Genomic DNA, 25340 nt, shown 5'->3' with positions numbered 1-25340 from the left:
CCCAACTTTATCGTTTCGCATAATAAAGTGATTTGGATTTGATATTGCAGACGGATTATACGCACGGCGAAATCGCTTGGCTACACATTTTTGTGTTTTTAATTTGCATTCCCCCCCTTGCTATGTATTATATTGCCGCTATCTTCCATACTCACGCCCTGTGAGATTCCAAGAAAGACCTTCCTTCAAGGAAAGATAGTGCTTCTATGACTAATCCAAACATCTTTACTGTTTCTCGCCTCAACTCAGAGGTTCGTCTCCTATTAGAAAACGAAATGGGAATAGTGTGGCTCGTTGGTGAAATCTCGAACTTCTCTGCACCTGTCTCTGGTCACTGGTACCTCACGCTTAAAGACTCTCGCGCTCAAGTTAAGTGCGCTATGTTTCGTGGCAATAACCGCCGAGTCACCTTTAAACCTCAGAACGGCAACCAAGTTTTAGTCAAAGCTCGCCTATCTCTTTATGAGCCACGCGGTGACTATCAACTGATCATCGAAAGCATGCAGCCAGAGGGTGACGGTAAACTTCAGCAAGAGTTTGAAAAGCTGAAGATGAACCTAGCCGCAGAAGGACTGTTTGCTCAATCAAGCAAACAACCGCTTCCTGAGCATCCAAAGCGTGTTGGCGTTATCACATCGAAAACCGGAGCAGCGCTATTTGATATCCTTGATGTCTTGAAGAGGCGTGATCCTTCGCTGCCAGTGGTGGTTTACCCAACCATGGTTCAAGGCGAAGAGGCAGCTATTCAGATTGCACAAGCAATTGGACGAGCTAACGAACGTAATGAGTGTGATGTGTTGATTGTGGGTCGTGGCGGCGGTTCTTTAGAAGACCTATGGTGCTTCAATAACGAGATCGTAGCTCGCACAATCGCAGCAAGCCAAATCCCGATTATCAGCGCAGTTGGCCACGAAGTTGATGTCACTATCGCCGATTTCGTCGCAGATATGCGCGCTCCAACACCATCAGCAGCCGCTGAGTTAGTTAGCCGTGACAACAGCCATAAAGAACAAGCTTTTGCTTCTAAACGTGCTCGCTTAGTCAGTGCGATTCGTCATGTGTTAATCAAACAAGCGCAATCCACTCAAACCTTGAAATACCGCTTAGAGAAGCAGCATCCTAGCTACCAACTGCAAAAGCAGAGCCAGCAACTTGATGACCTAGACATGCGTTTGCGTCGTGGTATGACTCAATACCTAAAACAGCATGCACAACGTGTGGAACGTAAACAGCACCAGCTTCAATTGAGCTCACCTGTTAAGCGCCTTGGCGAACAGAAGCTGCATCTACAACGTTCAGAGCAAAAGCTATTAGATGCGATGGATAAGACGTTACTAACGACTCGCCACCAGCTAGCTATGGCCGCAGAGAAGTTAGAAACCGTAAGTCCGCTGGCAACCCTAAAGCGTGGCTACAGCATTACTCATTCAGCATCGAGCAAGACGGTGTCATCGATTAATGACGTAGAAGTAGGTGAAGTGATCACCACTCAAGTTGAAGACGGTGTGATTGAGTCGCAAGTGACCACAAGAGTGACTAAGAGCGAGCTTTAAGTTCGACTCGAACATTTGAAACCAGAAAGCCCTATCAATAATCGACAGGGCTTTTAAGTATCTAACGACTTAAAAAACTAACTGATTTCCCCCTACTCAGTAGTAGAAGGCTCCTTCATGGTTAGCATCCCTTCGGTCACGATAAAGTTGATGATGAAATCTAACCCTTGGCTCTCTTTGAGGTTGGTGAACACGTAAGGCTTGGTTGGACGCATACGTTGTGTGTCTTGCTCCATGACTTCAAGTGACGCACCAACATACGGTGCCAAATCGATCTTGTTGATAACCAACAGATCAGAACGTGTGATACCCGGACCACCTTTACGTGGGATCTTTTCCCCTTCCGCTACATCAATCACGTAGATAGTAAGGTCGGCTAACTCAGGACTGAACGTCGCACTCAAGTTATCACCACCACTCTCTACAAACACCACATCAAGGTTCTTATGTAGCTTAGCCAGCTCTTCGACTGCCGCGAGGTTCATCGACGCATCTTCACGGATCGCAGTGTGCGGACAACCGCCTGTTTCCACACCGATAATACGGTCAGGTTCGAGAGCTTCAGCTCGTGTCAGTATCTTTGCATCTTCTTGGGTGTAAATGTCGTTGGTTACTACGGCAATGTTTAGCTTGTCGCGAATTGCCTTACACAGCACTTCCAACAGTGCGGTTTTACCAGACCCCACTGGGCCACCAATACCAATTCGAAGTGGTTGCTTATAACTTTCCATAATCTACTTCCTTATATTCTTTTTTACTACATCGTTCGAGCTGACCGCTACGAACGAAATAGTCGTGTGTATTGTGTTTCGTGCAGTGAACTTGCTAATGCCATTGATGGCGAAAAGCTCCCTATCATCCAATCTTCTATCGTGCGTGCTTTCTCAATGTTCTCGGGAAACGTGTTGGTGATATTAATCAGTGCCAACTGACCATCGGTTTGACCTAAAGGCACTAACTTGACCCCTGCGGTAACGATGTTTTCAAGCCAACTCCATAAATAACCCTGCTTAAGGCTTTCTAAATCGATATCCCAATGTTGAGCCGCGATGCACATTCCTAACAGCTGGTTTGGGTGACTATCAACAGAATCCACCTGCGAAATATCGATCTCTAAGCGCTTTAACAAGGTATTCAATGCATGCCCGCGCTGCTTTTCTTCTGCTCGTAATTCACTGGTTTCACGGCTTGAGTACAAGTAGTTACACCAGTGCTCAATCTCATCGAGTTCACCTTTTTCTAGAGCATGATAAAGACGCTCTAAGATAGGTAATTCCAAGGTCGCGACACTGGAACTGACGATGGTATTAAGCCACTGCTCCATGCTATCGCGATTTGTCACCCACCCCGCCTCAACCGCTAGCTCTAGCCCTTGCGAATAAGTGAAACCACCAATCGGCAAAGAGGGACTGATCAATTGGAACAGACGATAAATCGCGATATTTTCTGTTGTGCTCATACTCTGCTCTCTGTCTTCTAAATTCGAAAAGTTCGAGAGCTTACGCGCCTAACAGTAATACTGCGCTTGCTGAAGCAACACCGACTGACAACCATTTAGAGTAAACTGCGCGCCCAACAAACGTACCGACAACCATTAATGCCAAAGCAGTGATGCTCATACCTGTTGCAAATTGAGTTAGGTTGCTCGCAGCTTCAACGCCGTGTGCGTAACCATGAAAAAACAACATCGCAATGGAAGCGACTAATACGCTGTTTACACGCTTGGTTGATGGTGAGAATACGTGCCATAGACATAAACTGACGACGAACAGAGAAGCGATGATTGCTGGTTCAACAATCACAGAGAAACCTAAGGCTTGGCCTGCGATAAGCCCAACGACTAGTGAAGCCAATCCACCGCCAATCAACGCGGCTTTTATCTTGGTTGAAAACGACAGTGCGCCAATTAACAGACCGAAAGCGATCAGCATGATCAGGTGATCCATACCTGTTACCGGGTGAGTTAGGCCAGACATAAATGAGTGAGACTCATGAACCGAATGCGAACCATGTCCCGGGTGAGCCAAAGCCAATGTCGATGTTGTTAGAGAAGCCAGTGTGAAAGTGCATAAGCCTGCAGCTGTTTTAAAGTTCATCGCGAGTTCCTTGCGTTTATAGTTATTAATATCGTGGTTGTATCTAATAAATGGGTGAGTCTCAAATGACTCGATTAATGATGGTGATGATGTCCACCAGAGCGACCGCCATAAGCACCGCCTTCTGGTTCAAACGGTTGTTTTTCGGTAGTCACTGTCGCGCCCAAACCTTCAACCATTTCATCCAAAACATGGTCGTGTTGATAACGCACCCAGCCCTCTTCCACTTGTAGTGGCACATGTCGGTTACCTAGGTGGTAAGCAACACGAGTTAATAGATGCGAGTCTTCACAGTAAACGGTCGACACGGTTTCCGGCGCCGCTTTCACTTCGACAGTTAAACCACACTCACTAGTTAATTGCTCTCCGCCACGCAAGATATGACCGCGTGGTAGAAACAATCCAGCATTGCGCCCGTCATCGAGCATCACCTTAAGACGGCTTTTGATTCGGCTATCGATAGGCAGGCTTAGATAGCCGTCCGGTGCATTTTGTATTTGAGTATTCAGTTGAGTCAGTTCAATCATGCTATTACCTCAATCTCCTTGTGAGATTTATAACGTTCAAAATAAGAGCCCTCAGCCAAGAGCTAAAATACGAGCTTCAGCTAAAGGTCTAAAATAAGAGCCTTCAGCCGAGCTATTAAAATAGAAAGTATCTTTGAGCCATTGGCAGTTCTTCAGCAGGCTCACACGTCAGCAGTTCGCCATCAGCGCGCACTTGATAAGTCTGAGAATCGACCTCAATCTTCGGCATCCAGTCGTTCAGCTTCATGTCAGCCTTACTGATGTTTCGGCAGTTGCTCACAACACCAATCAGGCTCTTCAGTCCCAACTGCTTATCAATGTTCTGTGCTTTGGCTTCTTTCGAAACAAACAGCATCGATGTGTTCTGACACGCCTTACCATAGCTACCAAACATAGAGCGATAGTGAACTGGCTGAGGGGTTGGGATTGAAGCGTTTGGATCGCCCATAGGAGCCATCGCGATCATGCCGCCTTTCAAAATCACACTCGGTTTCACACCAAAGAAGGCTGGTTTCCACAACACTAAATCCGCCAGCTTTCCAGCTTCGATAGAGCCGATTTCATGTGCCATACCGTGCGTTATAGCAGGGTTGATGGTGTACTTAGCGACATAACGTCTTAGGCGGAAGTTATCGCTGTAGTCGGAATCTTCTTTTAGGCTGCCACGCTGCACTTTCATCTTGTGTGCTGTTTGCCAAGTGCGTGTTACTACCTCGCCTACGCGCCCCATTGCCTGTGAATCCGAAGCGATCATCGAGAACGCACCTAAGTCATGAAGAATGTCTTCTGCGGCAATGGTTTCACGGCGAATACGTGATTCAGCGAATGCAACATCTTCAGCAATCGATGGTGACAAGTGGTGACACACCATCAACATATCCAAGTGCTCATCGACCGTATTAACGGTGTAAGGTCGTGTTGGGTTGGTAGAAGAAGGCAGAACATTCGGCTCACCTGCTGCGCGAATAATATCGGGAGCGTGGCCGCCGCCTGCACCTTCGGTGTGATAGGTATGAATCACGCGATCACCGATTGCACCAAGTGTCGATTCAACAAAACCCGATTCGTTCAATGTGTCTGTGTGAATCGCAACTTGTACGTCCATCTCGTCAGCAACACTCAAGCAGGTATCGATTGAGGCAGGGGTTGTTCCCCAGTCTTCGTGCAACTTCAAACCCACAGCACCCGCTGCCACTTGTTCACGCAATGCTTCCGGTTGGCTCGCATTGCCCTTACCTAACAAACCAAAGTTCATTGGGAATTGGTCGAGTGATTCCAACATACGGTGCATGTTCCATGGACCCGGTGTACATGTCGTCGCGTTAGTCCCTGTGTTTGGCCCCGTACCACCGCCTATCATGGTCGTAACACCAGATGCTAAGGCTTCTTCAATCTGTTGCGGGCAGATGAAATGAATGTGTGAATCGATGCCACCCGCGGTAAGGATCGAACCCTCACCTGCTAAAATTTCAGTGCCCGGACCGATAACAATGTCAACACCTGGTTGAACGTCTGGGTTACCCGCTTTACCCAACGCTTGAACTCGGCCGTCTTTGATTGCGACATCCGCTTTTACAATTCCCCAGTAGTCCAACACAATCGCGTTAGTGATCACCAAATCTGGCGTTTCGGCACTTGGACGTTGGCTTTGCCCTTGCCCATCACGAATCACTTTACCGCCGCCAAACTTCACTTCGTCGCCGTATACGGTGTAATCCTTTTCAACTTCTAGCCATAAATCGGTGTCAGCAAGACGCACTCGGTCTCCGATTGTTGGCCCAAACATTTCGGCGTAAGCCTGTTTGGATATCTTCGCCATGATCAGTCCTTTGTTATTTTCATTGTTTCCGTGAGAACGCTTAAAGCTTACCCATCACTTTCCCTTGGAAGCCGTAGATCTCTAACTTACCGGCGTAACGCACCAACTCGACGCTGCGAGACTGACCCGGTTCAAAACGAGTAGCGGTGCCTGCTGGGATATTGAGTCGAAAACCTTTAGTAGATTCTCGGTCAAAGATCAGCGAAGGGTTTGCTTCATAGAAGTGGTAATGAGAGCCAATTTGCACAGGACGATCGCCAATGTTTTGAACCTTAACGGACGTCGTGTCTCGGCCTTCATTGAGAGTGATGTCACCGGGAGCGGTTTCTACTTTTCCGGGAACGAAGCCTGAATATTGTTTGGTGGAGCCAGCCATATGGTTTCTCCCTACACGATAGGTTCATGAACGGTCACCAACTTGGTGCCATCAGGAAAAGTAGCTTCGACTTGTACATCTGGGATCATGGAAGGGATCCCCTCCATGACGTCATCGACGGTAAGCAGTGTTCGTCCAAAATCCATCAGTTCCGAAACGGTTTTACCCTCGCGGGCACCTTCTAGAATGGCACTGCTGATCAGCGCAATAGATTCTGGATAGTTGAGTTTTAAGCCTTTTTGTTTGCGCTGCTGTGCCAGCATTCCTGCGCAGAAGATAAGTAGCTTATCTTTTTCTCTTGGTGTTAATTCCATTTAGCCGCCCGCTGTTAGTGTTGTTTTCTTATTGCTCACAAACGCTGAGCAGTAAGTGGGATTCAGTCACAGCAAGCTTGAAAAAATGTACCGATGGCTGGAAGTCACCCTCGGTACAAATAGGGCTAATCGCTAAGTCGCCCAAATCCTTGGTAAATCAGGAGTCGTACCATACAAATGAGAGCGAGTTGCTTGCCATATCTGACCAAAGGCTTGAAGAATATCTTCACTCCAATTGCCCAAGGCTCGCACCACAATCAATCCTTCTATTTGTGTCGCACCCAATATTAATGTGGGGTCACTCGACATTTTCGATGAGTCTGATTGCTGTGAAGCTTGCTGTGTAATAGATAAGAGCAAGCTCTGTACCAACTCTAGATCTTGCTTCTCATTTGAGGTGATATAAAAGGTACCCATCATTGAAAAATCAAGTAACCCCATATTTATCATTAACTTATCGCCACCATGAAAATTAAAACCTTCAGTCAGAAGCCTTTGATTATCAAGATAGATTTCCGTTTTCCCAACAAGGTGACCACGCTCAAATCCCTCATTCTGTGCAGGCCGCCCAAAACAGTGCATCTCCCAACCCCAAAACTGTGCACCCTTTTCAAGGCGAATTTCAGTGTCTAAACGAACGTGTGCATTGGGGAAAAAAATGTTCTCTTGTGGCATCCATTCCAAGCGCGCGCCTTTCTTCACTCGAAGGGTTTGCTTTTGCTTAGCGTACTTGTTGTTAGAACGATAGAACTTGGTCGCACCGGGTGTGGTGATCAACGTATGAGCACCGCTTTCTGCGGTTGCCTCAATATTGAGAGTGTCACCACCCACCACTCCGCCGGGGGGATGGAGTAAGTAGGTGTGACACGTTTCCCCATCAGGATACAGGGGGCGTTGCACCGCAAGCGGACCAGACTGCTGACGATTCTTTAATACGGTTTTGTCACCGCGGTCGACAAAAGTGAGATTTAGGCTTGCTTGCCAACCATCTCGAATATCTTGTTCGATAGTCTCATTCAGAGACAAGGCTTCAACTAAAGAAGCGCTCCTTACTTCATTCGGAGAAAAGAGAGAATTCATACGGTTAGGTACTCCTTAATCAAGGACTCATCGAGCCCTGTCATTTCACCTTCAGCCACCTGACGGCCACGGTCGAGAATACAAAAACGGTCACCGACCTTTCTTGCAAATGGTAGCTTCTGCTCAACCAGCAGAACCGTGAGCCCCATCTTCTCGTTGAGCATGCGAATGATGTCGCCAATCTCTTGCACAATATTGGGCTGAATCCCTTCCGTTGGCTCATCCAAGATCAGTAGCTTTGGATTAACCACCAGCGCACGACCAATCGCAAGCTGTTGCTGCTGACCACCTGATAAGTCACCACCGCGGCGATGCAGCATCTCTTTCAATACCGGGAAAATATCGAAGATGAATTCGGGGATCTTACGATCGCCCTTCTCTCGAATCGGTAAGCCAACCTCTAGGTTTTCTTGCACAGTAAGCATTGGGAAGATCTGACGACCTTGCGGTACATAGCCGACCCCTTGGCGTGGACGGTCCTCGGCATCGGTTTTCAAAAGTGACTCACCCGATAAGGAGATGTCACCGCTTTCAACCTTAACCAACCCCATGATGCATTGCAGCAAGGTGGTTTTACCGACACCGTTACGCCCCATTAATACCGTGCATTTACCTTCAGGGATCTGCATATCCAAATCCCATAAGGTGTGGCTCTCACCGTAATATTGATTAACTGATTTAACCTCTAACATACTATTCTCCGAGATAAACTTGTTTAACTTCAGGGTGAGCCTGCACTTGATCCATGGTGCCTTCAGCCAACACGTGACCTTGATGGAGCACGGTGACATGGCTAGCAATCGAACGAACGAAATCCATATCGTGTTCAACCACGACCACCGAGTGCTTGCCTGCCAGCGAGTTGAGCAGTTCAGAGGTGCGATCCATCTCTTGGTGAGTCATACCTGCAACGGGTTCATCCACCAGCAGTAGCTTAGGGTTTTGCATCAGTAACATACCGATCTCTAACCACTGCTTTTGTCCGTGAGACAGGTTACCCGCTAAGTTTGCCGCTTCGTCTTTGAGGTGAATAAGCTCAAGTACCGAGGTGAGTTTGTCTTTCTGCTCACCAGACATCACAGCAGTGAAAGTTGCCCACACAGAGCGATCGCCCGACATCGCCAACTCAAGGTTCTGCCACACGGTTAAACATTCAATTACCGTCGGCTTTTGGAACTTGCGTCCAACACCTGCATTAGCAATTTCAGCTTCGTTCATCTTGAGTAGATTGATGTTCGAACCTAGCCACACTTCTCCAGTATCGGGCTTAGTCTTGCCTGTAATGATGTCCATCATGGTGGTTTTACCTGCGCCATTCGGACCGATGATGCAGCGCAGTTCGCCCTCTTTGATATAAAGATTGAGGTCGTTTATCGCTTGGAAACCATCGAAGCTTTTATTAACGCCTTCCACGTACAACAACACGTTGTGACGGGTATCGATGGCGGGATGAACATCGGGTTTGAGGTAATCAAAAACTTCGTCTCGACGAGTGAACGCCTGAACCGATTCCTTTACGCTGTTAAATGTGGTCATGCGATCACCTCCTTGCCTTTATGTTGATCATCCTTACCTTGTCCTTCGCCTTTTGAATTCGATGCCTTGCGTAACTGTTGCCACTTTTCACTGACAAAGCCAATCACACCTTGTGGGAAGTACATGGTCGAGAGAACGAATAGACCACCTAGAGCGAAAAGCCACACCTCTGGGAATTCAACCGTAAACCAGCTCTTGGCGTAGTTGATGATCAACGCACCAACAATGGCACCAAACAGAGTGGCGCGACCACCCAATGCAACCCAAACCACAATCTCAATCGAGTTAAGTGGCGCAAACTCTCCCGGGTTGATGATGCCGACTTGAGGAACATATAAAGCACCCGCAATCCCCGCGATAACTGCAGACAAAACGAAGACCCATAACTTGATACCATCGACGTCGTACCCCATAAAACGAGTACGAGACTCGGTATCACGAATCGCCAGTGCCACACGACCTAATCGACTGGTCACTACCATTCGACACGCGATGTAGCTTAGGATCAGCGAGATACCCGTCGCGACAAACAGGCCAATCTTAACGGCATCACTCTGCAAGCTCAGGCCGACGATGTCTTTGAAATCCGTCAATCCGTTGTTACCACCAAAGCCCATCTCGTTGCGGAAGAACGCCAACATCAATGCGTAAGTTAATGCCTGAGTCATGATAGAGAGGTAAACCCCTGACACACGAGAGCGAAAAGCCAGATAACCGAACAAATAAGCCAATGTGCCCGGCACCAACACCACCATCAGACAAGCAAACCAGAACTGATCAAAGCCCTGCCAAAACCACGGCAACACTGACCAATCAAGGAACACCATAAAGTCAGGTAGGATTGGATCACCATAAACCCCACGGTCACCAATCTGACGCATTAAGTACATGCCCATCGCATAACCGCCAAGCGCAAAGAAAGCGCCGTGGCCTAGGCTCAGTATTCCGAGGTAGCCCCACACCAGATCGAGCGCCAAAGCCAACATCGCATAGCTCAAGTATTTGCCCATTAGTGAGATAGTGAAGGTCTCAACATGAAGTGGGTGTCCACTTGGCAACATGGTGTTAGCCAGTGGAATAAGAATCACGGCCGCAAGAATGGCAAGGATGGTCAGTTGGCCACCTTTATCACCACGCATCGCCGAAAGTACAAATGATTTAGACTGCATGATGTTGTCCTTAACCTTCAGCTGCACGACCACGTTGCGGGAACAATCCGCGTGGGCGTTTTTGAATAAATAGAATAATGAAAACCAGTACTAAAATCTTAGCGAGTACTGCGCCAGCCCAGGGCTCTAAGATCTTATTGAATAAACCAAGGCTTAAGCCTGCGACGAGTGTTCCCCACAAGTTGCCGACTCCGCCGAACACCACCACCATGAAAGAATCGATGATGTACGCTTGCCCCATATTCGGGCCAACGTTAGTCAACTGAGACAGTGCCACACCCGCGACACCCGCTACGCCAGAACCTAAACCAAAGGTCATCGCATCAACTCGTTCAGATCGAATACCCATCGCACGCGCCATACCACGGTTTTGAGAAACGGCACGAACCTGTAAACCTAGTGGTGTCTTTTTCAGAACCATCAACAAGCCCATGAACACCAAACCACAGAACAGGATGATATAAAGTCGGTTGTAGGTCAGAGATAACATTGGGTTCAATTGAAGTGCGCCAGACATCCATTCAGGCGTGCTCACTGAGCGGTTAAGTGGAGAGAAAATAGAGCGAACGGCTTGTTGCAAGATCAAGCTTATACCGAAGGTCGCGAGCAAGGTTTCCAGTGGACGGCCGTAGAGATGACGAATCACACTGCGCTCAATCGCAATACCGACCAGACCAGACACAATAAATGCAGCCGGAATAGATAGAATCAGCGCTAAACCGATGTGGTTCGGCATTAGCAACTGAAGTACATAGGTGGTGTAAGCGCCAATCATGATCAGCTCGCCATGGGCCATGTTGATTACGCCCATCACACCAAAAGTGATCGCCAAGCCTATGCCTGCCAACACCAACACAGAGCCCAAACTCAAGCCAAAGAACACGGTCTCAACACCCGAATAGAGTGCTTGGCTCTGTTGATAATCGTCCATTGCACGTTCAGTTGCAGCCAAGACCTTTGGAGCTTGTTCGCTGTTGAGCAGCTGGTTTAGCGTCTTTAGCACGACGGATTGTTTGAAGTCGCCAACTCGTTCAATTGAAGCCACACGAGCTTCAATTGTGGCGCTCTTATCAAGAGAGGTGAAAATGGCTAACGACAAGTCCATCAACTCAGCGACTTTGCCCTCTGACTCACTGGTTCTCAGCACAGCTAAACGATCGATAATGTCAGGATCTTTGGTACCGAGCAGATCCAGAACCGCTTTATAACGTGTATCTGGGTTACTGCTGTTCAGTCCAATCGAGGCAATTTCCCCACGCAAGATCCCGCGAAGCTTGTTGTTCACGCGAACCTTCTTAAACTGCCTAGCATTCTCGATACTGAGGCTTGACTCATCCCACACCGACTGAGCCGAGGTTGCTGTTTTAATGCTTTGAATCAGGTAGAGCTGTTTATATTGCTCGCTCTGTTTGTCATTAAAGTAATAGAGATTTCCGTTTAACCAGCCATCCAAAATAGGTTTCGACACGTCTTCCGTTTGTGCCTCAATGACCCAATCGATAGCCAATTCTTTATCCGATGTTTTCTTACCAACTAGCGCCTTGGTAAAGCTAGCTTCATCCGTTATTCCAGCAAAAGCCAACTGAGCACTGACTGCCATAAGCAATAGCGCCTTAAATACGTTCAATACGTTTTTCATCCCTGCTTCCTTAATCCACCTAGCTAGATATTGTTATTTTTGCTCAATGGACATGTGGAGAATTATTGTTAGTTGAAACGATGAGCCTTCCGTTTGCTACACCTCATACAGAGAGACGTTCTTCCCAAACAAGAAGGCTCAATATTCCTAAATCAACGCTCTAGTTACCGCCAGAACACTTCTTGGTTTCGACGTTAAACGCACCACATGAGAATGGCTTAGACCAACTAGAGAACAGCTTCGCTGATTCAGGTAAGTAACTAGACCAAGCATCACCCGCAACAAGGCCTGTGGTTTCCCAAACAATATCGAATTGACCATCGTCTTGGATTTCACCGATCAAGACAGGTTTAGTGATGTGGTGGTTTGGCAGCATGGTAGAGTAGCCGCCAGAAAGGTTAGGAACAGACACACCAATCAAGGCATCTTGCACAGATTCAGGATCGGTTGTGCCCGCGTTGGTTACCGCTTGCGCCCACATGTTGAAGCCAACATAGTGCGCTTCCATTGGGTCGTTGGTGACACGCTTTTCACTCTTGATGAATGACTGCCACGTTTCAACGAACTCTTCATTGGCTTCGGTATCAACGCTCATGAAGTAGTTCCAAGCCGCTAGGTGACCAACCAGTGGTTCAGTATCCATACCTGACAATTCTTCTTCACCAACAGAGAATGCAATAACTGGGATGTCTTCAGATGAAATGCCCTGAGCGCCAAGCTCTTTGTAGAAAGGGACGTTCGCATCGCCGTTCACAGTAGAAACCACTGCGGTTTTCTTACCTGCTTCACCGAATTTTTTGATGTCTGAAACAATAGATTGCCAGTCAGAGTGACCAAATGGCGTGTAGTTGATCATGATGTCTTCTTCCGCGACACCTTTATCTTTTAGGTAGGCTTCGAGGATCTTGTTGGTCGTGCGTGGGTAAACGTAATCGGTGCCTGCTAGTACCCAACGTTCCACTTCAAGCTCTTCCATCAAGTAATCCACTGCAGGAATCGCTTGTTGGTTTGGCGCAGCGCCGGTGTAGAAAACGTTTTTCGAAGACTCTTCACCTTCATATTGAACTGGGTAGAAGAGGATGCTGTTGAGCTCTTCAAATACCGGCAGCATCGATTTACGCGATACCGATGTCCAACCACCGAAGACCACATCGACCTTCTCTTTTTCGATCAGCTCACGGGCTTTTTCTGCAAATAGAGGCCAGTTTGACGCAGGGTCGACAACCACAGGCTCTAGCTTTTTACCCAGCAAGCCGCCCTTTTTGTTCTGCTCTTCGATGAGCATTAGCACGGTATCTTTTAGCGTGGTTTCACTGATCGCCATGGTGCCGGACAGTGAATGTAGAACGCCGACCTTGATGGTCTCGTCAGCCGCAAGCACTGATGCAGAAGAAAATGAAAGTGTTGTACACAGTGCAGCTAGCGATAAATTGAACACCTTGTTCATGATAGTACTCCATAATTGTATTTTTGTTATTCAATTACAGAGCTACAAGAAGAGTGCCAAACTTAAAAATTAACTAATAATTTTATAAGTCATTGTATTTATAGAATTTAAAAACAAATCACACCAATAGAGTGCATAGCAATCATGTAACTATGTTTCATACTGGTGCAGTGGCGATAAGAATGACCCAAGATGATACATAACCCTAGAGTGGGCACAAAAAAGCCCAATACATAGGTATTGGGCCTCTTAATGAAAGCTATGGTTACGATACTTACTGTTATCGCTTTCAAGCTAGTCCGCAGCTTGGAATTCGAATTTTACTCTCGATTTAGACTTAAGCTCGTTGCAATCGCCATTACAAAAATAGCTCGCGGCACCACAGGCTTGAAGCTTCTCAAGTTGGCTACTGCACTCAGGACAAAACCCAACTTTAGTAAAGTGAGCCTGACAACTTTCACAGTGATACTTGCCATCCCAAGCTAGCTCTGACTGACACTTAGGGCAGATATTTTCACTCATTAGCATTTCCTAATTCACTACTATTTCGACAATCTACTACTGCTGAGACTTAGCTTGCTTGATTTGATACATGTTCTTATCAGCTTGTGCGATCAACTGGTCTAATCCTTGAGGATCTTTTTCACAAGCAAGGCCAACACTCACTGAGAACTGCACATCATTAATGTAAAGCGCTTGCTGTAGTGCTTTCTCTAAGCTGTGGTAAAAGTTAACAACGCTTTCTTGATCATCAAAACAAGAGAACACCACAAACTCATCACCACCATAACGACCTATCTTGGCACATGCAGAGGTAGCATCATCAAGGACTTTTGCAACCGCTAACAGCACATCATCACCAAAGCTATGGCCATAGGTATCGTTGATCGATTTGAATTTATCGACATCGACAAACAAACACGCCATCACCTTTTCTGAAAAACATCGTTTAGCCAATACTTTTTCGGCTTCATTGAACAGTGCCCGACGATTCAAGCAATGGGTAAGAGAATCACGATTGGCGAAAAAGTTAAGCTGATTCTCCAACTCAAACTTTTCTAGTGCTACCGAATATAGGGAAGCCAATAGTTCCAAGATCTCGAGCTCAAATTCATGTGGCTCTGAGATGTACTGGCTATAAATGGCAAAGGTACCTAATACATTACCGCGCGATGAGATAATTGGCACCGACCAACAAGCATGCAAGTTAGCTTTGTTGGTTAACACTAAGAAAGGTGCCCAGTTTGGGTGTGCATTTATATTGGAGACCATCACTGCTTTCTTAAGCGCAGCGGCCTCACCACAGGAACCAATCCCAGCACCAATTCCCACCCCTTCTATCTGTTGATTGTAAAAATCAGGCAGGTTAGGGGCATATTCAAGGTGTAGAGTTTTAGATTCTGAGTTGAGCAGCAAGATTGAAGCCATACGCTGCCCAAAAAGCTGCTCGGTAAGCTGAATAATCTTGTGATTTAAATCTTTGCGATCCATCCCAAGAGCAAGCTTCCGCAGCAAACTATTAACGGCTCGATGGCCTTCTAATAAAAATTGTTGTTCCATTCACTAAGGCTTTCAATTGTGTAATCGGGTACAGCTTGTTCTTATGCAAGCTTGTTATTGGTTAATAATAACACACTAAATTAGTACCACACACAATCGAAGATCATAGGTTGATCTTTCGCTTTATCTATTTTGATCAGCGATCTACCCCAAAAAGAATATTTATATCACCACACACCGAAAGCATAAGTTACATGTGCTGCATTTCAATTTTAAATAGTCATTTATATTGAAAGTGACATCCGAAAACAAAATAAACAGCACAAGTAATTTCGATCTGTAACCTAAATCATCGAATTACATGCGTCAGCATTTCAATGTGTTGGTCATCTAGCTGGGTTAATTTAACCGATAATGCATTAAGCTCTGAGGTGTTCTCTATGTGAGTACCACCACACGGAATCGAAACCAACGTCTCAGCATCCAGTTGCCACTCCCAGTAACGAGAGTCAGTGAGTGCCTCACCTTCCAGTCTCATCGCGACTGGAGTCGACTGTGTGAGCCAACCTGAAATCATCTGGTTAATGTCGGCTTCGATACCTTCAAGGTTTGCAAGCATGTCTGCAACGTTCAAGCCGCGCTTCTTCAGAGTTTTACCCAAACGATACTTATCAGTACATAGCTCAGGAGTCACAAAGCTGGTCACTTGTGCGTAGCTATTAAAGTCGTAACTTCCGAGCGGATCTTTTCTGTCGGCATCTTTACGCCAGTAGCTCTCAGCCAATACTTTATTCAACGCTAAGAAAGCAATGTGCCCCGCACTGTGACCACGACTCAAGCTTGCTTGATACTCTTTATCTACCGACAACACCACTTCGTCGTTAACATTAATCATAGAAGCAGATGCGGATAGCTGGTGGACAACCACAAACGCCCAGCCTTCCGCATCACGCTTAACAGGAATATCTGCTGCGACATGAAGCTTGCCAGTAGATTGTTCTATTGCACCAACAAGACAGTCTTCCACTGAATATTGAACGTCACCAACAGTCACAAACCCTTGGTCTGCCGGGTGATCAGGCCAAATATGACTTACAGGGTGAAAAGGCGTCACATCAGTGATCAGGTAGGTTTTACTGCTGTCACTTTCTACATACAACGCTTTCGCCGTCAGTTGCCACGCTTGATGACAGAATTGAGTAATGGTTGGCGTGATTGCTTGAGCTTGTGTAATCAAATCGCTAGTGGTCATATCGTTCTTCTTTTGGAATCTAGTCTGATTCGTTAAGCCACAGCGAAACAAAAATGTGCCGTTGTGGATTAACGTGAATTTTGCTTAAAAAAATACCCGAGACAGGCTCGGGTATCAAATCTATTGGAAAGGACTATTTACGGCCTTTAACCATGCTCATCATACGCTTACGTTTACGCTCTTGAGAGATTGTCAGCTTGTTAGTCTTAGCTTCAAATGGGTTCTCGCTGTTCTGGAATTGAATGCGAATTGGTGTACCCATAATCTCTAGTGAACGGCGGTAGTAGTTCATCAAGAATCGTTTGTATGAATCTGGCAAGTTACGTACTTGGTTACCGTGGATAACGATAATCGGTGGGTTATAGCCACCAGCGTGCGCGTATTTCAGTTTCACACGACGGCCACGAACCATAGGCGGTTGGTGATCATCAGTTGCCATTTTCATGATACGAGTTAGAACAGAAGTACCAACACGAGTCGTCGCTGACTTGTAAGCTTCTTGTACAGACTCAAATAAGTGACCAACACCTGTACCGTGAAGTGCAGAGATAAAGTGAATACGTGCGAAATCAACAAAGCCTAAGCGACGATCTAGCTCTTTCTTAACGCGTTCTTTAACGTCATTATCTAGGCCATCCCACTTGTTTACAGCAATAACAATTGAACGACCAGCGTTCAACGCAAAGCCTAACAAGCTTAGATCTTGATCAGAGATGTTTTCGCGAGCATCGATAAGCAGCAATACAACGTTAGCATCTTCAATCGCTTTCAGTGTTTTAACCACTGAGAACTTTTCTACCGTTTCGTTGATGTTTTTACGACGACGAACACCCGCAGTATCGATTAAAACGTATTCACGCTCATCACGTTGCATTGGGATGTAGATAGAGTCACGAGTTGTGCCTGGCATATCGTAAACAACCACACGCTCTTCACCAAGAATACGGTTAGTTAGCGTTGATTTACCTACGTTAGGACGGCCAATGATCGCTAGCTTGATCGGTTGATCTTGAAGGCGCTTGAATTCTTCTTCAGCTTCTTCTTCTGTAAACTCAACCTGCTCTTCTTCTTCGTCTTCAAACTCAGTCAAATCGCTTACTTCGCCATTTTCCGCTTTTAGCGCTTCTGCGAATGGGTTAAGAGCAAGGTCAATAAGTGCAGTAACACCACGACCGTGCGCCGCAGCGATTTGGTACATATCTTCTACGCCTAGTTGCCAGAAGTCAGCACTTGCAGCATCAGGGTCGATACCATCAACCTTGTTTACTACTAGCATTGAAGGCTTTTCTAGTTGACGTAGGTGCTTAGCAATCGCCACGTCTGAAGGTGTTAGACCCGCACGGCCATCTACCATAAATAGAACGACATCAGCTTCATCAATCGCCGCTAGCGACTGTTCAGCCATTTTAGTTTCAACACCTTCTTCAGTACCGTCGATACCGCCAGTGTCAATAACAATAAAGTCATGCTCGCTAAAATGAGCATGACCGTATTTACGGTCACGCGTTAAGCCAGGGAAATCCGCAACCAATGCATCACGAGTTCGAGTCAATCGGTTAAATAACGTAGATTTACCTACGTTCGGACGCCCTACTAGAGCAACAACAGGTACCATAACAACCTCTACAATTTCTTCTCTAAATGTAGTTATAGGTAAGCACTTGTTCGCAAGTTTAAACTCTTACCTATAACCACACGGTTTATTAATTTTTAACAACAAAACGGCTCCTGGCTGTTACCAACCAGGAGCCGACTGTGAATTATATCACGCTTTTATTGGCTAATCGTTAGTTTCTTTACATCGCCATTGCGAGTCGTCACTAAGTAGCCTTCAGGCAGTTCAATTGGCGCAACCGCAAAGCCGCTATCATCGACAAGCTGTTGAGCAACAAACTCACCCGATGAACGATCTAACCAGTGCAGATAACCTTCTGTATCACCCACGACTACATACCCATTAATAATAGCAGGAGCTGTCAGTAAGCGGTTTTCTAACAATGGAGTGCTCCAAAGTTCAGTACCACTACGAGCATCAACTGCAACCACATGGTCTTTGTCGGTAACAACGAACAAACGGCTGCCATCACTTGCTAAATCAATCGCTGACGAATAGTTACGTTTCCAAATTGGCTTACCAGAACGAAGATCGATTGCAATCAGCTGACCGTTGATACCTACAGTATACAGGGTTCCACCAAGAACAATTGGAGATGCATCAACATCAACCAAACGATCGATTTCCGTTGCACCTTTTGGCGTACCTACTGGCTGTTGCCAAATAAGCTGACCACGGTCAACGATAGCTGCAGCTAGACGACCATTTGCAGTTCCCCAGAATACACCGCCAGAAACCGCAACAGGCGAGCTATCGCCACGAAGTGTTAGGCTTGGTACTTCAGTACTGATGGTCCATTTTTGTTCGCCGCTTACTTGATCTAACGCGATCAACATACCGCGACTGGTATGAACAATAACCATGTTGCTATCAGTTGCAGGGGATGCAAGCACCTCGCCATTCACTGATACACGCCACAGCTCTTCACCGGTTGATTCATCCATCGCGATCACTTCGCCATTTTCAGAACCAACAAATACTTTGCCGTAAGCCGCCGTTAAACCACCCGATAAACGAGCCAGTACGTCTTTCTCAAGATCGACTTTCCACAGCTCTTTACCTGTTTCAGGGTCAAGCGCTTTAACCATACCTTCACGGCTCGCAACAAATACTTTGTCGTAAGCCAATTCTGGCGATAGTTTTGAAAAGTAGTGACCAACACCATCACCAACCGACGTAGACCATTCCTGACTAGGAGTGAACTCGCTGTTTACCGTTGGTACTGGAGCCATGATTACGGTGTCTTCTTCACCCGCACAGCCAGCTAGTAGGCCAAGAGCAATCGCACACAACGCCGCTTTTGGAAACATCTTCTTCATTCAAAGCGCCTTATTTAGCTAGGTCGTCAAGTTTGATTTGAAGCGTTTGGCTAGCGTCAACAGCTTGCTGTGCTTCTGTGTAAGCACTGTATGCTGCGTCAGTGTCGCCTTTACGAAGTGAGATATCACCACGCAGTTCGGCAACACGGCCTTTCCAAGATTCATCTGTCATAGCAGCAAGATCAGCCAGTGCTGCGTCAAATTCACCTTGCTCAGCTTTAATACGTGCAACACGGTAAGTAAGTAGTGGCGCAAGTGCCGCGTCCTTAGTTGCCGATTTTGCCCACTCTAGCTGTTCAAGTGCTGCTGCTAGCTCACCCGCTTGTACTTGTACTTTTGCTAATTGCATAGCAGCAAGTACTGAGTACTCAGCATCTTTGTTTGCGTCGATGAAAGCTTGAATATCAGATTGAGCATCAACGCCCTTAGCATCAAGAGCTGAAATTACAGAGGTGTAGCTTTCTGAAGCAGCTTCACGCGCTTCAACGACTGAATCTTGGTAATAGCGCCAGCCAAATAGACCACCTAAACCAATAACCGCACCAAAGATTACGGCTTTACCGTTCTCTTTCCACCAATCTTTAATGGCTTCAACTTGTTGCTCTTCGCTATCGTAAAGTTCCACTTCCTGTCCTCTTTAATTCTTTAAACGCCAGCATAGTGCTGACGTTAGTATTCATTATGAGCGTTTGCTCAATAGCTAATTAGATTAGCGCAGCAACTTTCTCTGCAACTTCCGTTTGAGACACGGTTTCTTGCTCGCCGCCAACCAGATCTTTTAGCACAACTGTATTGTCAGCAACTTCGTTCTCACCAAGTACCAACGCCACAACAGCACCTACTTTGTCAGCACGTTTGAATTGCTTCTTAAAGTTACCACCACCGAAGTGGTTCATTACACGTACGCCTTCAACGGTGTCGCGTAATTGATTCGCTAACTGCATGCCCGCGATCATAGTACCTTCGCCAGCAGCAACTACGTATACATCAACGCTACGGCGAACTTCTGTTAGCTCTAGCGTTTCCATCATCAGAACCAGACGCTCTAGACCCATTGCGAAGCCAACTGCATTGGTTGCTTTGCCGCCTAGTTGCTCAACAAGACCATCGTAACGGCCGCCGCCACATACTGTACCTTGAGCACCAAGACTATCAGTGATCCACTCAAATACGGTGCGGTTGTAGTAATCTAGGCCACGAACTAGACGCTCATTAACTTGGTATTCGATACCAACAGCGTCAAGAAGTTCACATAAACCAGCAAAATGTTGCTTCGATTCTTCACCTAGATATTCAGATAGTCGAGGTGCGTCACCTAAGATAGCTTGAACATCAGGGTTCTTAGTATCAAGTACACGTAGAGGATTAGTGTGCATGCGACGTTTACAGTCTTCATCTAGCACATCAATGTGTTGCTCAAGGAAAGCCACTAACGCAGTGCGGTAGCTTACGCGATCTTCTTGAGAACCGATTGAGTTTAGCTCTAGGCGAACGTGCTTATCGATACCTAGCTCCCGCCATAGACGTGCTGTCATCATGATAAGTTCTGCGTCAACGTCTGGACCGTCTAGGCCAAACACCTCAACACCACATTGGTGGAATTGACGGTAACGACCTTTTTGAGGACGCTCGTGACGGAACATCGGGCCCATGTACCATAGGCGCTGTTCATCACGGTTGATAAGGCTGTTTTGAATACATGAACGTACACAACCAGCTGTGCCTTCTGGACGCAGCGTTAGGCTGTCGCCATTACGGTCATCAAAGGTGTACATCTCTTTAGAAACAACGTCAGTTTCTTCACCAACTGCACGGCTAAATAGGTTTGTTTCTTCAACGATAGGCATACGTACTTCGTTGTAACCGTATGCGCTCACCACGTTTTTAACTGCACTTTCTACTTTCTGCCACAGTGGTGATTGAGTTGGAAGGCAGTCGTTCATGCCTCGAATTGCTTGGATATTTTTAGCCACAGTATTTATTCCGTAATTTCTCACGACCAGGTGTTAGTGCGAATAGACAATCACACCCCATCGCGTTGTATTAATCTTCTAAGTTTTCTACATCAATGCGATTTGCTTGATCAAGCACTGATGCTTTTGCACGAATCTTAGCTTCAAGTTTGTCGACAAGGTCATCGTTGTCGAATCGCTCTTTCTGACGCTTACCGTCTTCGTAGAAAGCACTCTTGCGTGCACTACCTGCAAGACCTAAATGAGACACTTCAGCTTCACCTGGGCCATTAACCACACAACCGATGATTGACACATCCATTGGAATGATCACGTCTTCTAAGCGCTCTTCAAGGGCATTAACAGTGTTAATAACATCGAACTCTTGACGAGAACAGCTCGGACACGCAATGAAGTTGATGCCACGCGAACGAATGCGCAAAGATTTAAGAATATCAAAACCAACTTTGATCTCTTCAACAGGATCAGCCGCTAGCGAGATACGCAGCGTGTCGCCGATACCTTCAGAAAGAAGCATACCTAAACCTACCGCGGACTTCACAGAACCAGCACGCGCACCACCCGCTTCGGTAATGCCAAGATGAAGAGGTTGGTCAATCTGCTTAGCAAGCAAGCGGTAAGAACCGACGGCAAGGAATACATCAGACGCCTTAACGCTGACTTTGAATTGATCAAAGTTCAGACGGTCGAGGATATCTACGTGACGCATTGCTGATTCAACAAGCGCTTCTGCTGTAGGTTCTGTGTATTTCTCTTGGATCTCTTTCTCTAGAGAACCGCCGTTAACACCAATACGAATCGGAATATTCATATCACGTGCGCAATCAACAACTGAGCGGATACGGCTTTCGTTACCGATGTTGCCTGGGTTGATACGCAGACAGTCAACGCCGTATTCAGCCACTTTAAGTGCGATACGGTAGTCGAAGTGAATATCAGCAACCAAAGGAACAGAGACCTGCTGCTTGATTAGCTTAAAGGCTTCAGCGGCATCCATAGTCGGTACGGATACGCGAACGATATCAGCGCCAACTTTTTCCAGAGCTCTAATTTGAGCAACGGTAGCGGCTACATCTGTTGTTCTTGTGTTGGTCATGGATTGCACAGCAATTGGTGCACCATCACCGATCGGCACATCACCCACATAAATACGGGTTGATTTGCGACGAATAATAGGAGATTCGTGTTGCATATTAACTCTAAGGTAAGGTTATTCTAGCTACTTTGCCTGAAGTATACCCAGAAAGGTCGACAGGTTCACTTGCAAATGTCATTGATACGCCCTCTGGCGCACCTAGAATCACTTTATATGGCGCAGTTCCTGAAAGATTTAGCGACTGACCTGCTTTTTTAATGCCAGTCGACAAGGTTTTACCCGTTGCATCTTTTACTTGGATCCAGCAATCAGCAGAAAACTGCATCACTAATTCTTTAGTCACAGCTTCAGGAGTTGTGTTTGCTTCAACAGCTTCTGCATTTGCAGTAACTTCAGCAGTTGGTTCTGTCTCTGTTGCTTGCTGTTCAGGAGTTTCGTCAGCTGGAGTAACTGCATCAGAAGTATCTTCCGCATCGCTTATCGCAGCAAGGTCTTCAGTACCTTCAACAACAGAAGCACCCGCTTCGTTTTGTTCAGCTTCAATCACTTCTAAAGAGTTGAATTCAGGGGCAAGTGATTCTTCTACCGCTAGTTCTTCTGAGCTTTCAGTATTCGCTAAAGATTGAGATAGGGTGTCTTGCTGTTGGTTCTGCCACCACCAAAGTGAGGAGATACCCGCAATGACCGCAAAAATGCTCCAAGTCAGGATCATAATACGGCTGTTGTGCTTCTCGGTTTTAGTCTTACGAGAAAAGCTCAGCATTTCTTGCTCTTGATGCTGAGCATCACCGGCATGATGCAGAGCACTCAATACGACTTTTTCGTCAAGATTGACGTATTTCGCATATGAACGAATGTAGCCACGCATAAACGTCGCCACTTGATCTGACTCGAATTGGTTTTCTTCAATTTGTTGGATCAGCGTAACGCGAAGTTTTAAGCGATCAGAAATCTGCTTTTGCGTTAAACCAAGAGATTCTCGTTTGTTCTTAAGCAGCGTTCCTGCTTCCAAAGCTGGAGCTACGGTTTCTTGCGTCTGTGTATCTTGTTCTGTGTTCATAGAGAGTGAACTTCTAAAGTATTATCGCAGGTTGAGGAGAGCGTTTTTTTATTGTCGTTTAAGCTCAATCTAACAGCCCACGTTATGTGGAATTTTTCCTGCTATCTAAATCATCAACCCTTAAAGACGAACATCATTCATTTATTATGGATGACCTTCTCAGGAAGCTAGTTTATCAAGTAGCCAACCTAAATAGACATATTGACGATCAGAAGCAAGCGAGCACTTAAATTAATTTAAGATTAGTTAATCATAAGCTAATGCCATTACAAGGCAAAAACACTTTAAACAAAATTTACCGTCAGCTCATGGTTTTGTCCAAAATTTGACGAAAAATGTAAGAAAGCGTGGGCAAGAAGTCCAAAAAATCAAAAACTGTATCCCAGAAAAGCAACAAGCCAGAAGTAAGACTTCTGGCTTGTTTAGGTTCTAATCGCGTTTTATACCGCTTTTACTTCAATCACATCACCGGCAATCAAGTTCGCTTCAGAGGCTGCTTTAAGCATTTTAGTGCGCTTGGTTCTGTCAATAACATCACCGACTAACTGACCACACGCGGCATCAATATCATCACCACGAGTTTTACGAACCGTTACTGTGTAGTTATATTCCATCAGCGTTTTTTGGAAGCGATCAATACGAGAGTTGCTTGGCTTCTTATAAGGCGACCCCGGGTAAGGGTTGAATGGAATCAAGTTGATCTTACAAGGCGTCTCTTTCATTAGCTCTGCAAGTTCACGTGCATGGTCCATATCATCATTCACATGGTCCAATAACACGTACTCAACCGTTACTTTACCGCGGTTAGCATTTGAAGATGCAATGTAACGACGAACAGATGCTAGGAAGTCTTGGATATCCCAACGGTCGTTGATCGGCATGATTTGGCTACGTAGTGCATCGTTTGGCGCGTGTAGAGAGATAGCCAATGCTACATCGATGTTGTCTGTCATTTGGTCAAGGCCAGAAACAACACCAGAAGTTGATACGGTTACACGACGCTTAGACAGTGCGAAACCTAGATCATCAAGCATGATTTCTAATGATGGCATTAGGTTCTTCATGTTCAATAGAGGCTCGCCCATACCCATCATTACAACGTTAGTAATTGGACGACGACCGGTTTCTTTTTCTAGACCGATTTCACGAGATGCACGCCAGATTTGGCCAACAATCTCTGAAACTTTTAGGTTACGGTTAAAGCCTTGTTGAGCTGTAGAACAGAACTTACATTCAAGTGCACAACCAACCTGTGAAGACACACACAGCGTCGCACGGTCACCATCTGGGATGTATACCGTTTCAACGTCTTGATCGCCAACGCTCATCGCCCATTTAATTGTGCCATCTGAAGAGTGTTGAGCTTCAGAAACAACAGGTGCAACAATCTCACAGCGACGTTGAAGTTTCTCACGTAATTTTTTGTTGATGTTGTTCATCTGTTCGAAGTCATCGACACCGAAGTGATAAATCCACTTCATCACTTGCTCTGCTCGAAACGCTTTCTCATTCAGTTCTTCTGTGAAAAATTTACGAAGACCTTTACGATCAAAATCGAGTAGATTGACTTTAGCTGTGGTCATGATGCCTCTCAATGACGGAACAATAATTAAGGGCGCGAATTGTACAGGCTTTACGCAACTTCAACAAGCATTGTAAAACCCTGTGTTTATTAAGACATTCAAACTTAAGCGATTAAAATTTGAACAAATATATTTATTAGCCTGAGATTACCCCATTTAAAGAAAAGATTCCCGATTACACTCCTTCGTCGCTTGCGGGAATGACGTAGACAATCACCGACAGCTCACAATATTTATTACGATATTTTTTCTCCAAAGCTCCCCGTCATTCCAGAACCAAGGGACGAGGTATCTGGAATCTCGCTTTTCACTACACATCTTTTCCCACTCCCCATCAGAAACGAAAAAAGCCTCACCGAAGTGAAGCCTTTAGAATTATTTGCTGT

At 46.0% G+C, this 25340-nt stretch carries 24 protein-coding genes; 1 reads left to right on the top strand and 23 read right to left on the bottom strand.

The genetic code is table 11. The features are described 5' to 3' along the window. The first annotated feature begins 206 nt into the window (after window positions 1-206). Entirely contained in the window at window positions 207-1553 is a 1347-nt protein-coding gene (gene xseA / locus FTW16_RS00380) for an exodeoxyribonuclease VII large subunit (protein ID WP_146489686.1), read from the top strand. A gap of 92 nt (window positions 1554-1645) precedes the next feature. On the opposite strand, the gene ureG is transcribed toward xseA, so the two are convergent. The 23 genes from ureG to FTW16_RS00265 form a co-directional block, all read right to left on the bottom strand. Beyond that, complete coding sequence (gene ureG / locus FTW16_RS00375) at window positions 1646-2284, bottom strand: urease accessory protein UreG (protein ID WP_017062498.1); 639 nt, start codon at window positions 2282-2284, stop codon at window positions 1646-1648. 47 nt (window positions 2285-2331) lie between these two features. Next, window positions 2332-3012, bottom strand: coding sequence for an urease accessory protein UreF (locus tag FTW16_RS00370; protein WP_146489685.1), 681 nt, complete (start codon window positions 3010-3012; stop codon window positions 2332-2334). Between the two features lie 40 nt (window positions 3013-3052). Beyond that, a complete protein-coding gene (locus FTW16_RS00365; RefSeq protein WP_146489684.1) occupies window positions 3053-3649 on the bottom strand; it encodes a HupE/UreJ family protein in 597 nt (198 codons plus the stop codon). 74 nt (window positions 3650-3723) lie between these two features. Next, window positions 3724-4176: an urease accessory protein UreE gene (gene ureE, locus FTW16_RS00360; protein ID WP_146489683.1), complete on the bottom strand. Its 453-nt coding sequence runs from the start codon at window positions 4174-4176 to the stop codon at window positions 3724-3726. A gap of 115 nt (window positions 4177-4291) precedes the next feature. After that, window positions 4292-5995, bottom strand: a complete 1704-nt coding sequence (gene ureC, locus FTW16_RS00355) for an urease subunit alpha (RefSeq protein ID WP_123306348.1) — start codon at window positions 5993-5995, stop codon at window positions 4292-4294. 40 nt (window positions 5996-6035) lie between these two features. Continuing rightward, entirely contained in the window at window positions 6036-6371 is a 336-nt protein-coding gene (locus FTW16_RS00350) for an urease subunit beta (protein ID WP_146489682.1), read from the bottom strand. An 11-nt stretch (window positions 6372-6382) separates the two neighbouring features. Then, entirely contained in the window at window positions 6383-6685 is a 303-nt protein-coding gene (ureA, locus tag FTW16_RS00345; RefSeq protein WP_004735119.1) for an urease subunit gamma, read from the bottom strand. 132 nt (window positions 6686-6817) lie between these two features. Next, entirely contained in the window at window positions 6818-7765 is a 948-nt protein-coding gene (locus FTW16_RS00340; protein ID WP_146489681.1) for an urease accessory protein UreD, read from the bottom strand. Next, on the bottom strand, window positions 7762-8457 hold the full coding sequence (gene urtE, locus FTW16_RS00335; protein WP_123306350.1) for an urea ABC transporter ATP-binding subunit UrtE: 696 nt from the start codon (window positions 8455-8457) through the stop codon (window positions 7762-7764). The genes FTW16_RS00340 and urtE overlap by 4 nt, the downstream gene beginning before the upstream one ends. Window position 8458: 1 nt before the next feature. Next, the gene (gene urtD / locus FTW16_RS00330; RefSeq protein ID WP_146489680.1) at window positions 8459-9301 is read right to left on the bottom strand and encodes an urea ABC transporter ATP-binding protein UrtD; all 843 of its coding nucleotides are present in this window, start codon (window positions 9299-9301) and stop codon (window positions 8459-8461) included. After that, a complete protein-coding gene (gene urtC / locus FTW16_RS00325) occupies window positions 9298-10470 on the bottom strand; it encodes an urea ABC transporter permease subunit UrtC (protein WP_146489679.1) in 1173 nt (390 codons plus the stop codon). Before urtC ends, urtD begins: the two co-directional genes overlap by 4 nt. A gap of 10 nt (window positions 10471-10480) precedes the next feature. Further along, complete coding sequence (gene urtB / locus FTW16_RS00320) at window positions 10481-12109, bottom strand: urea ABC transporter permease subunit UrtB (RefSeq protein WP_146489678.1); 1629 nt, start codon at window positions 12107-12109, stop codon at window positions 10481-10483. Between the two features lie 160 nt (window positions 12110-12269). Continuing rightward, a complete protein-coding gene (urtA, locus tag FTW16_RS00315; RefSeq protein WP_017629853.1) occupies window positions 12270-13556 on the bottom strand; it encodes an urea ABC transporter substrate-binding protein in 1287 nt (428 codons plus the stop codon). A 294-nt stretch (window positions 13557-13850) separates the two neighbouring features. Then, window positions 13851-14078, bottom strand: a complete 228-nt coding sequence (locus tag FTW16_RS00310; protein WP_123322653.1) for a zinc ribbon domain-containing protein — start codon at window positions 14076-14078, stop codon at window positions 13851-13853. 36 nt (window positions 14079-14114) lie between these two features. Continuing rightward, a complete protein-coding gene (locus FTW16_RS00305; protein WP_146489677.1) occupies window positions 14115-15116 on the bottom strand; it encodes a sensor domain-containing diguanylate cyclase in 1002 nt (333 codons plus the stop codon). Window positions 15117-15405: 289 nt separating this feature from the next. Further along, window positions 15406-16308 (bottom strand): alanyl-tRNA editing protein, encoded by a 903-nt coding sequence (locus FTW16_RS00300; protein ID WP_146489676.1) that lies wholly within the window; start codon window positions 16306-16308, stop codon window positions 15406-15408. Between the two features lie 133 nt (window positions 16309-16441). Continuing rightward, on the bottom strand, window positions 16442-17923 hold the full coding sequence (der, locus tag FTW16_RS00295) for a ribosome biogenesis GTPase Der (protein WP_017629857.1): 1482 nt from the start codon (window positions 17921-17923) through the stop codon (window positions 16442-16444). A gap of 158 nt (window positions 17924-18081) precedes the next feature. Beyond that, window positions 18082-19242 carry an outer membrane protein assembly factor BamB gene (bamB, locus tag FTW16_RS00290; protein WP_060983301.1) on the bottom strand — a complete coding sequence of 387 codons (1161 nt, stop codon included), beginning with the start codon at window positions 19240-19242 and terminating at the stop codon, window positions 18082-18084. A gap of 10 nt (window positions 19243-19252) precedes the next feature. Next, complete coding sequence (locus FTW16_RS00285; protein WP_061019465.1) at window positions 19253-19867, bottom strand: YfgM family protein; 615 nt, start codon at window positions 19865-19867, stop codon at window positions 19253-19255. A gap of 79 nt (window positions 19868-19946) precedes the next feature. Then, window positions 19947-21215, bottom strand: coding sequence for a histidine--tRNA ligase (gene hisS / locus FTW16_RS00280; protein ID WP_017062514.1), 1269 nt, complete (start codon window positions 21213-21215; stop codon window positions 19947-19949). A 70-nt stretch (window positions 21216-21285) separates the two neighbouring features. Next, the gene (ispG, locus tag FTW16_RS00275) at window positions 21286-22407 is read right to left on the bottom strand and encodes a flavodoxin-dependent (E)-4-hydroxy-3-methylbut-2-enyl-diphosphate synthase (RefSeq protein ID WP_146489675.1); all 1122 of its coding nucleotides are present in this window, start codon (window positions 22405-22407) and stop codon (window positions 21286-21288) included. A 7-nt stretch (window positions 22408-22414) separates the two neighbouring features. Continuing rightward, on the bottom strand, window positions 22415-23371 hold the full coding sequence (gene rodZ, locus FTW16_RS00270; RefSeq protein WP_132942343.1) for a cytoskeleton protein RodZ: 957 nt from the start codon (window positions 23369-23371) through the stop codon (window positions 22415-22417). Between the two features lie 440 nt (window positions 23372-23811). Beyond that, window positions 23812-24954, bottom strand: coding sequence for a bifunctional tRNA (adenosine(37)-C2)-methyltransferase TrmG/ribosomal RNA large subunit methyltransferase RlmN (locus FTW16_RS00265; protein WP_060983298.1), 1143 nt, complete (start codon window positions 24952-24954; stop codon window positions 23812-23814). Window positions 24955-25340: the final 386 nt, after the last annotated feature.

Source organism: Vibrio sp. T20 (assembly GCF_007858795.1).
GTDB lineage: Bacteria > Pseudomonadota > Gammaproteobacteria > Enterobacterales > Vibrionaceae > Vibrio > Vibrio satsumensis.
The sequence above is the reverse complement of the archived record's forward strand: the minus strand, read 5'-3'. Positions and strand labels throughout refer to the sequence as shown.

What these genes read in the sequence shown, in the direction of transcription:
- ureC (WP_123306348.1), bottom strand. Translation starts at nt 5,995, where the DNA reads ATGGCGAAGATATCCAAACAGGCTTACGCCGAAATGTTTGGGCCAACA.
- urtD (WP_146489680.1), bottom strand. Translation starts at nt 9,301, where the DNA reads ATGACCACATTTAACAGCGTAAAGGAATCGGTTCAGGCGTTCACTCGT.
- rodZ (WP_132942343.1), bottom strand. Translation starts at nt 23,371, where the DNA reads ATGAACACAGAACAAGATACACAGACGCAAGAAACCGTAGCTCCAGCT.
- urtE (WP_123306350.1), bottom strand. Translation starts at nt 8,457, where the DNA reads ATGTTAGAGGTTAAATCAGTTAATCAATATTACGGTGAGAGCCACACC.
- xseA (WP_146489686.1), top strand. Translation starts at nt 207, where the DNA reads ATGACTAATCCAAACATCTTTACTGTTTCTCGCCTCAACTCAGAGGTT.
- ureE (WP_146489683.1), bottom strand. Translation starts at nt 4,176, where the DNA reads ATGATTGAACTGACTCAACTGAATACTCAAATACAAAATGCACCGGAC.
- FTW16_RS00305 (WP_146489677.1), bottom strand. Translation starts at nt 15,116, where the DNA reads ATGGAACAACAATTTTTATTAGAAGGCCATCGAGCCGTTAATAGTTTG.
- FTW16_RS00310 (WP_123322653.1), bottom strand. Translation starts at nt 14,078, where the DNA reads ATGAGTGAAAATATCTGCCCTAAGTGTCAGTCAGAGCTAGCTTGGGAT.
- bamB (WP_060983301.1), bottom strand. Translation starts at nt 19,242, where the DNA reads ATGAAGAAGATGTTTCCAAAAGCGGCGTTGTGTGCGATTGCTCTTGGC.
- ureG (WP_017062498.1), bottom strand. Translation starts at nt 2,284, where the DNA reads ATGGAAAGTTATAAGCAACCACTTCGAATTGGTATTGGTGGCCCAGTG.
- ispG (WP_146489675.1), bottom strand. Translation starts at nt 22,407, where the DNA reads ATGCAACACGAATCTCCTATTATTCGTCGCAAATCAACCCGTATTTAT.
- FTW16_RS00365 (WP_146489684.1), bottom strand. Translation starts at nt 3,649, where the DNA reads ATGAACTTTAAAACAGCTGCAGGCTTATGCACTTTCACACTGGCTTCT.
- FTW16_RS00265 (WP_060983298.1), bottom strand. Translation starts at nt 24,954, where the DNA reads ATGACCACAGCTAAAGTCAATCTACTCGATTTTGATCGTAAAGGTCTT.
- FTW16_RS00300 (WP_146489676.1), bottom strand. Translation starts at nt 16,308, where the DNA reads ATGACCACTAGCGATTTGATTACACAAGCTCAAGCAATCACGCCAACC.
- urtB (WP_146489678.1), bottom strand. Translation starts at nt 12,109, where the DNA reads ATGAAAAACGTATTGAACGTATTTAAGGCGCTATTGCTTATGGCAGTC.
- urtC (WP_146489679.1), bottom strand. Translation starts at nt 10,470, where the DNA reads ATGCAGTCTAAATCATTTGTACTTTCGGCGATGCGTGGTGATAAAGGT.
- FTW16_RS00340 (WP_146489681.1), bottom strand. Translation starts at nt 7,765, where the DNA reads ATGAATTCTCTCTTTTCTCCGAATGAAGTAAGGAGCGCTTCTTTAGTT.
- FTW16_RS00350 (WP_146489682.1), bottom strand. Translation starts at nt 6,371, where the DNA reads ATGGCTGGCTCCACCAAACAATATTCAGGCTTCGTTCCCGGAAAAGTA.
- ureA (WP_004735119.1), bottom strand. Translation starts at nt 6,685, where the DNA reads ATGGAATTAACACCAAGAGAAAAAGATAAGCTACTTATCTTCTGCGCA.
- der (WP_017629857.1), bottom strand. Translation starts at nt 17,923, where the DNA reads ATGGTACCTGTTGTTGCTCTAGTAGGGCGTCCGAACGTAGGTAAATCT.
- urtA (WP_017629853.1), bottom strand. Translation starts at nt 13,556, where the DNA reads ATGAACAAGGTGTTCAATTTATCGCTAGCTGCACTGTGTACAACACTT.
- FTW16_RS00370 (WP_146489685.1), bottom strand. Translation starts at nt 3,012, where the DNA reads ATGAGCACAACAGAAAATATCGCGATTTATCGTCTGTTCCAATTGATC.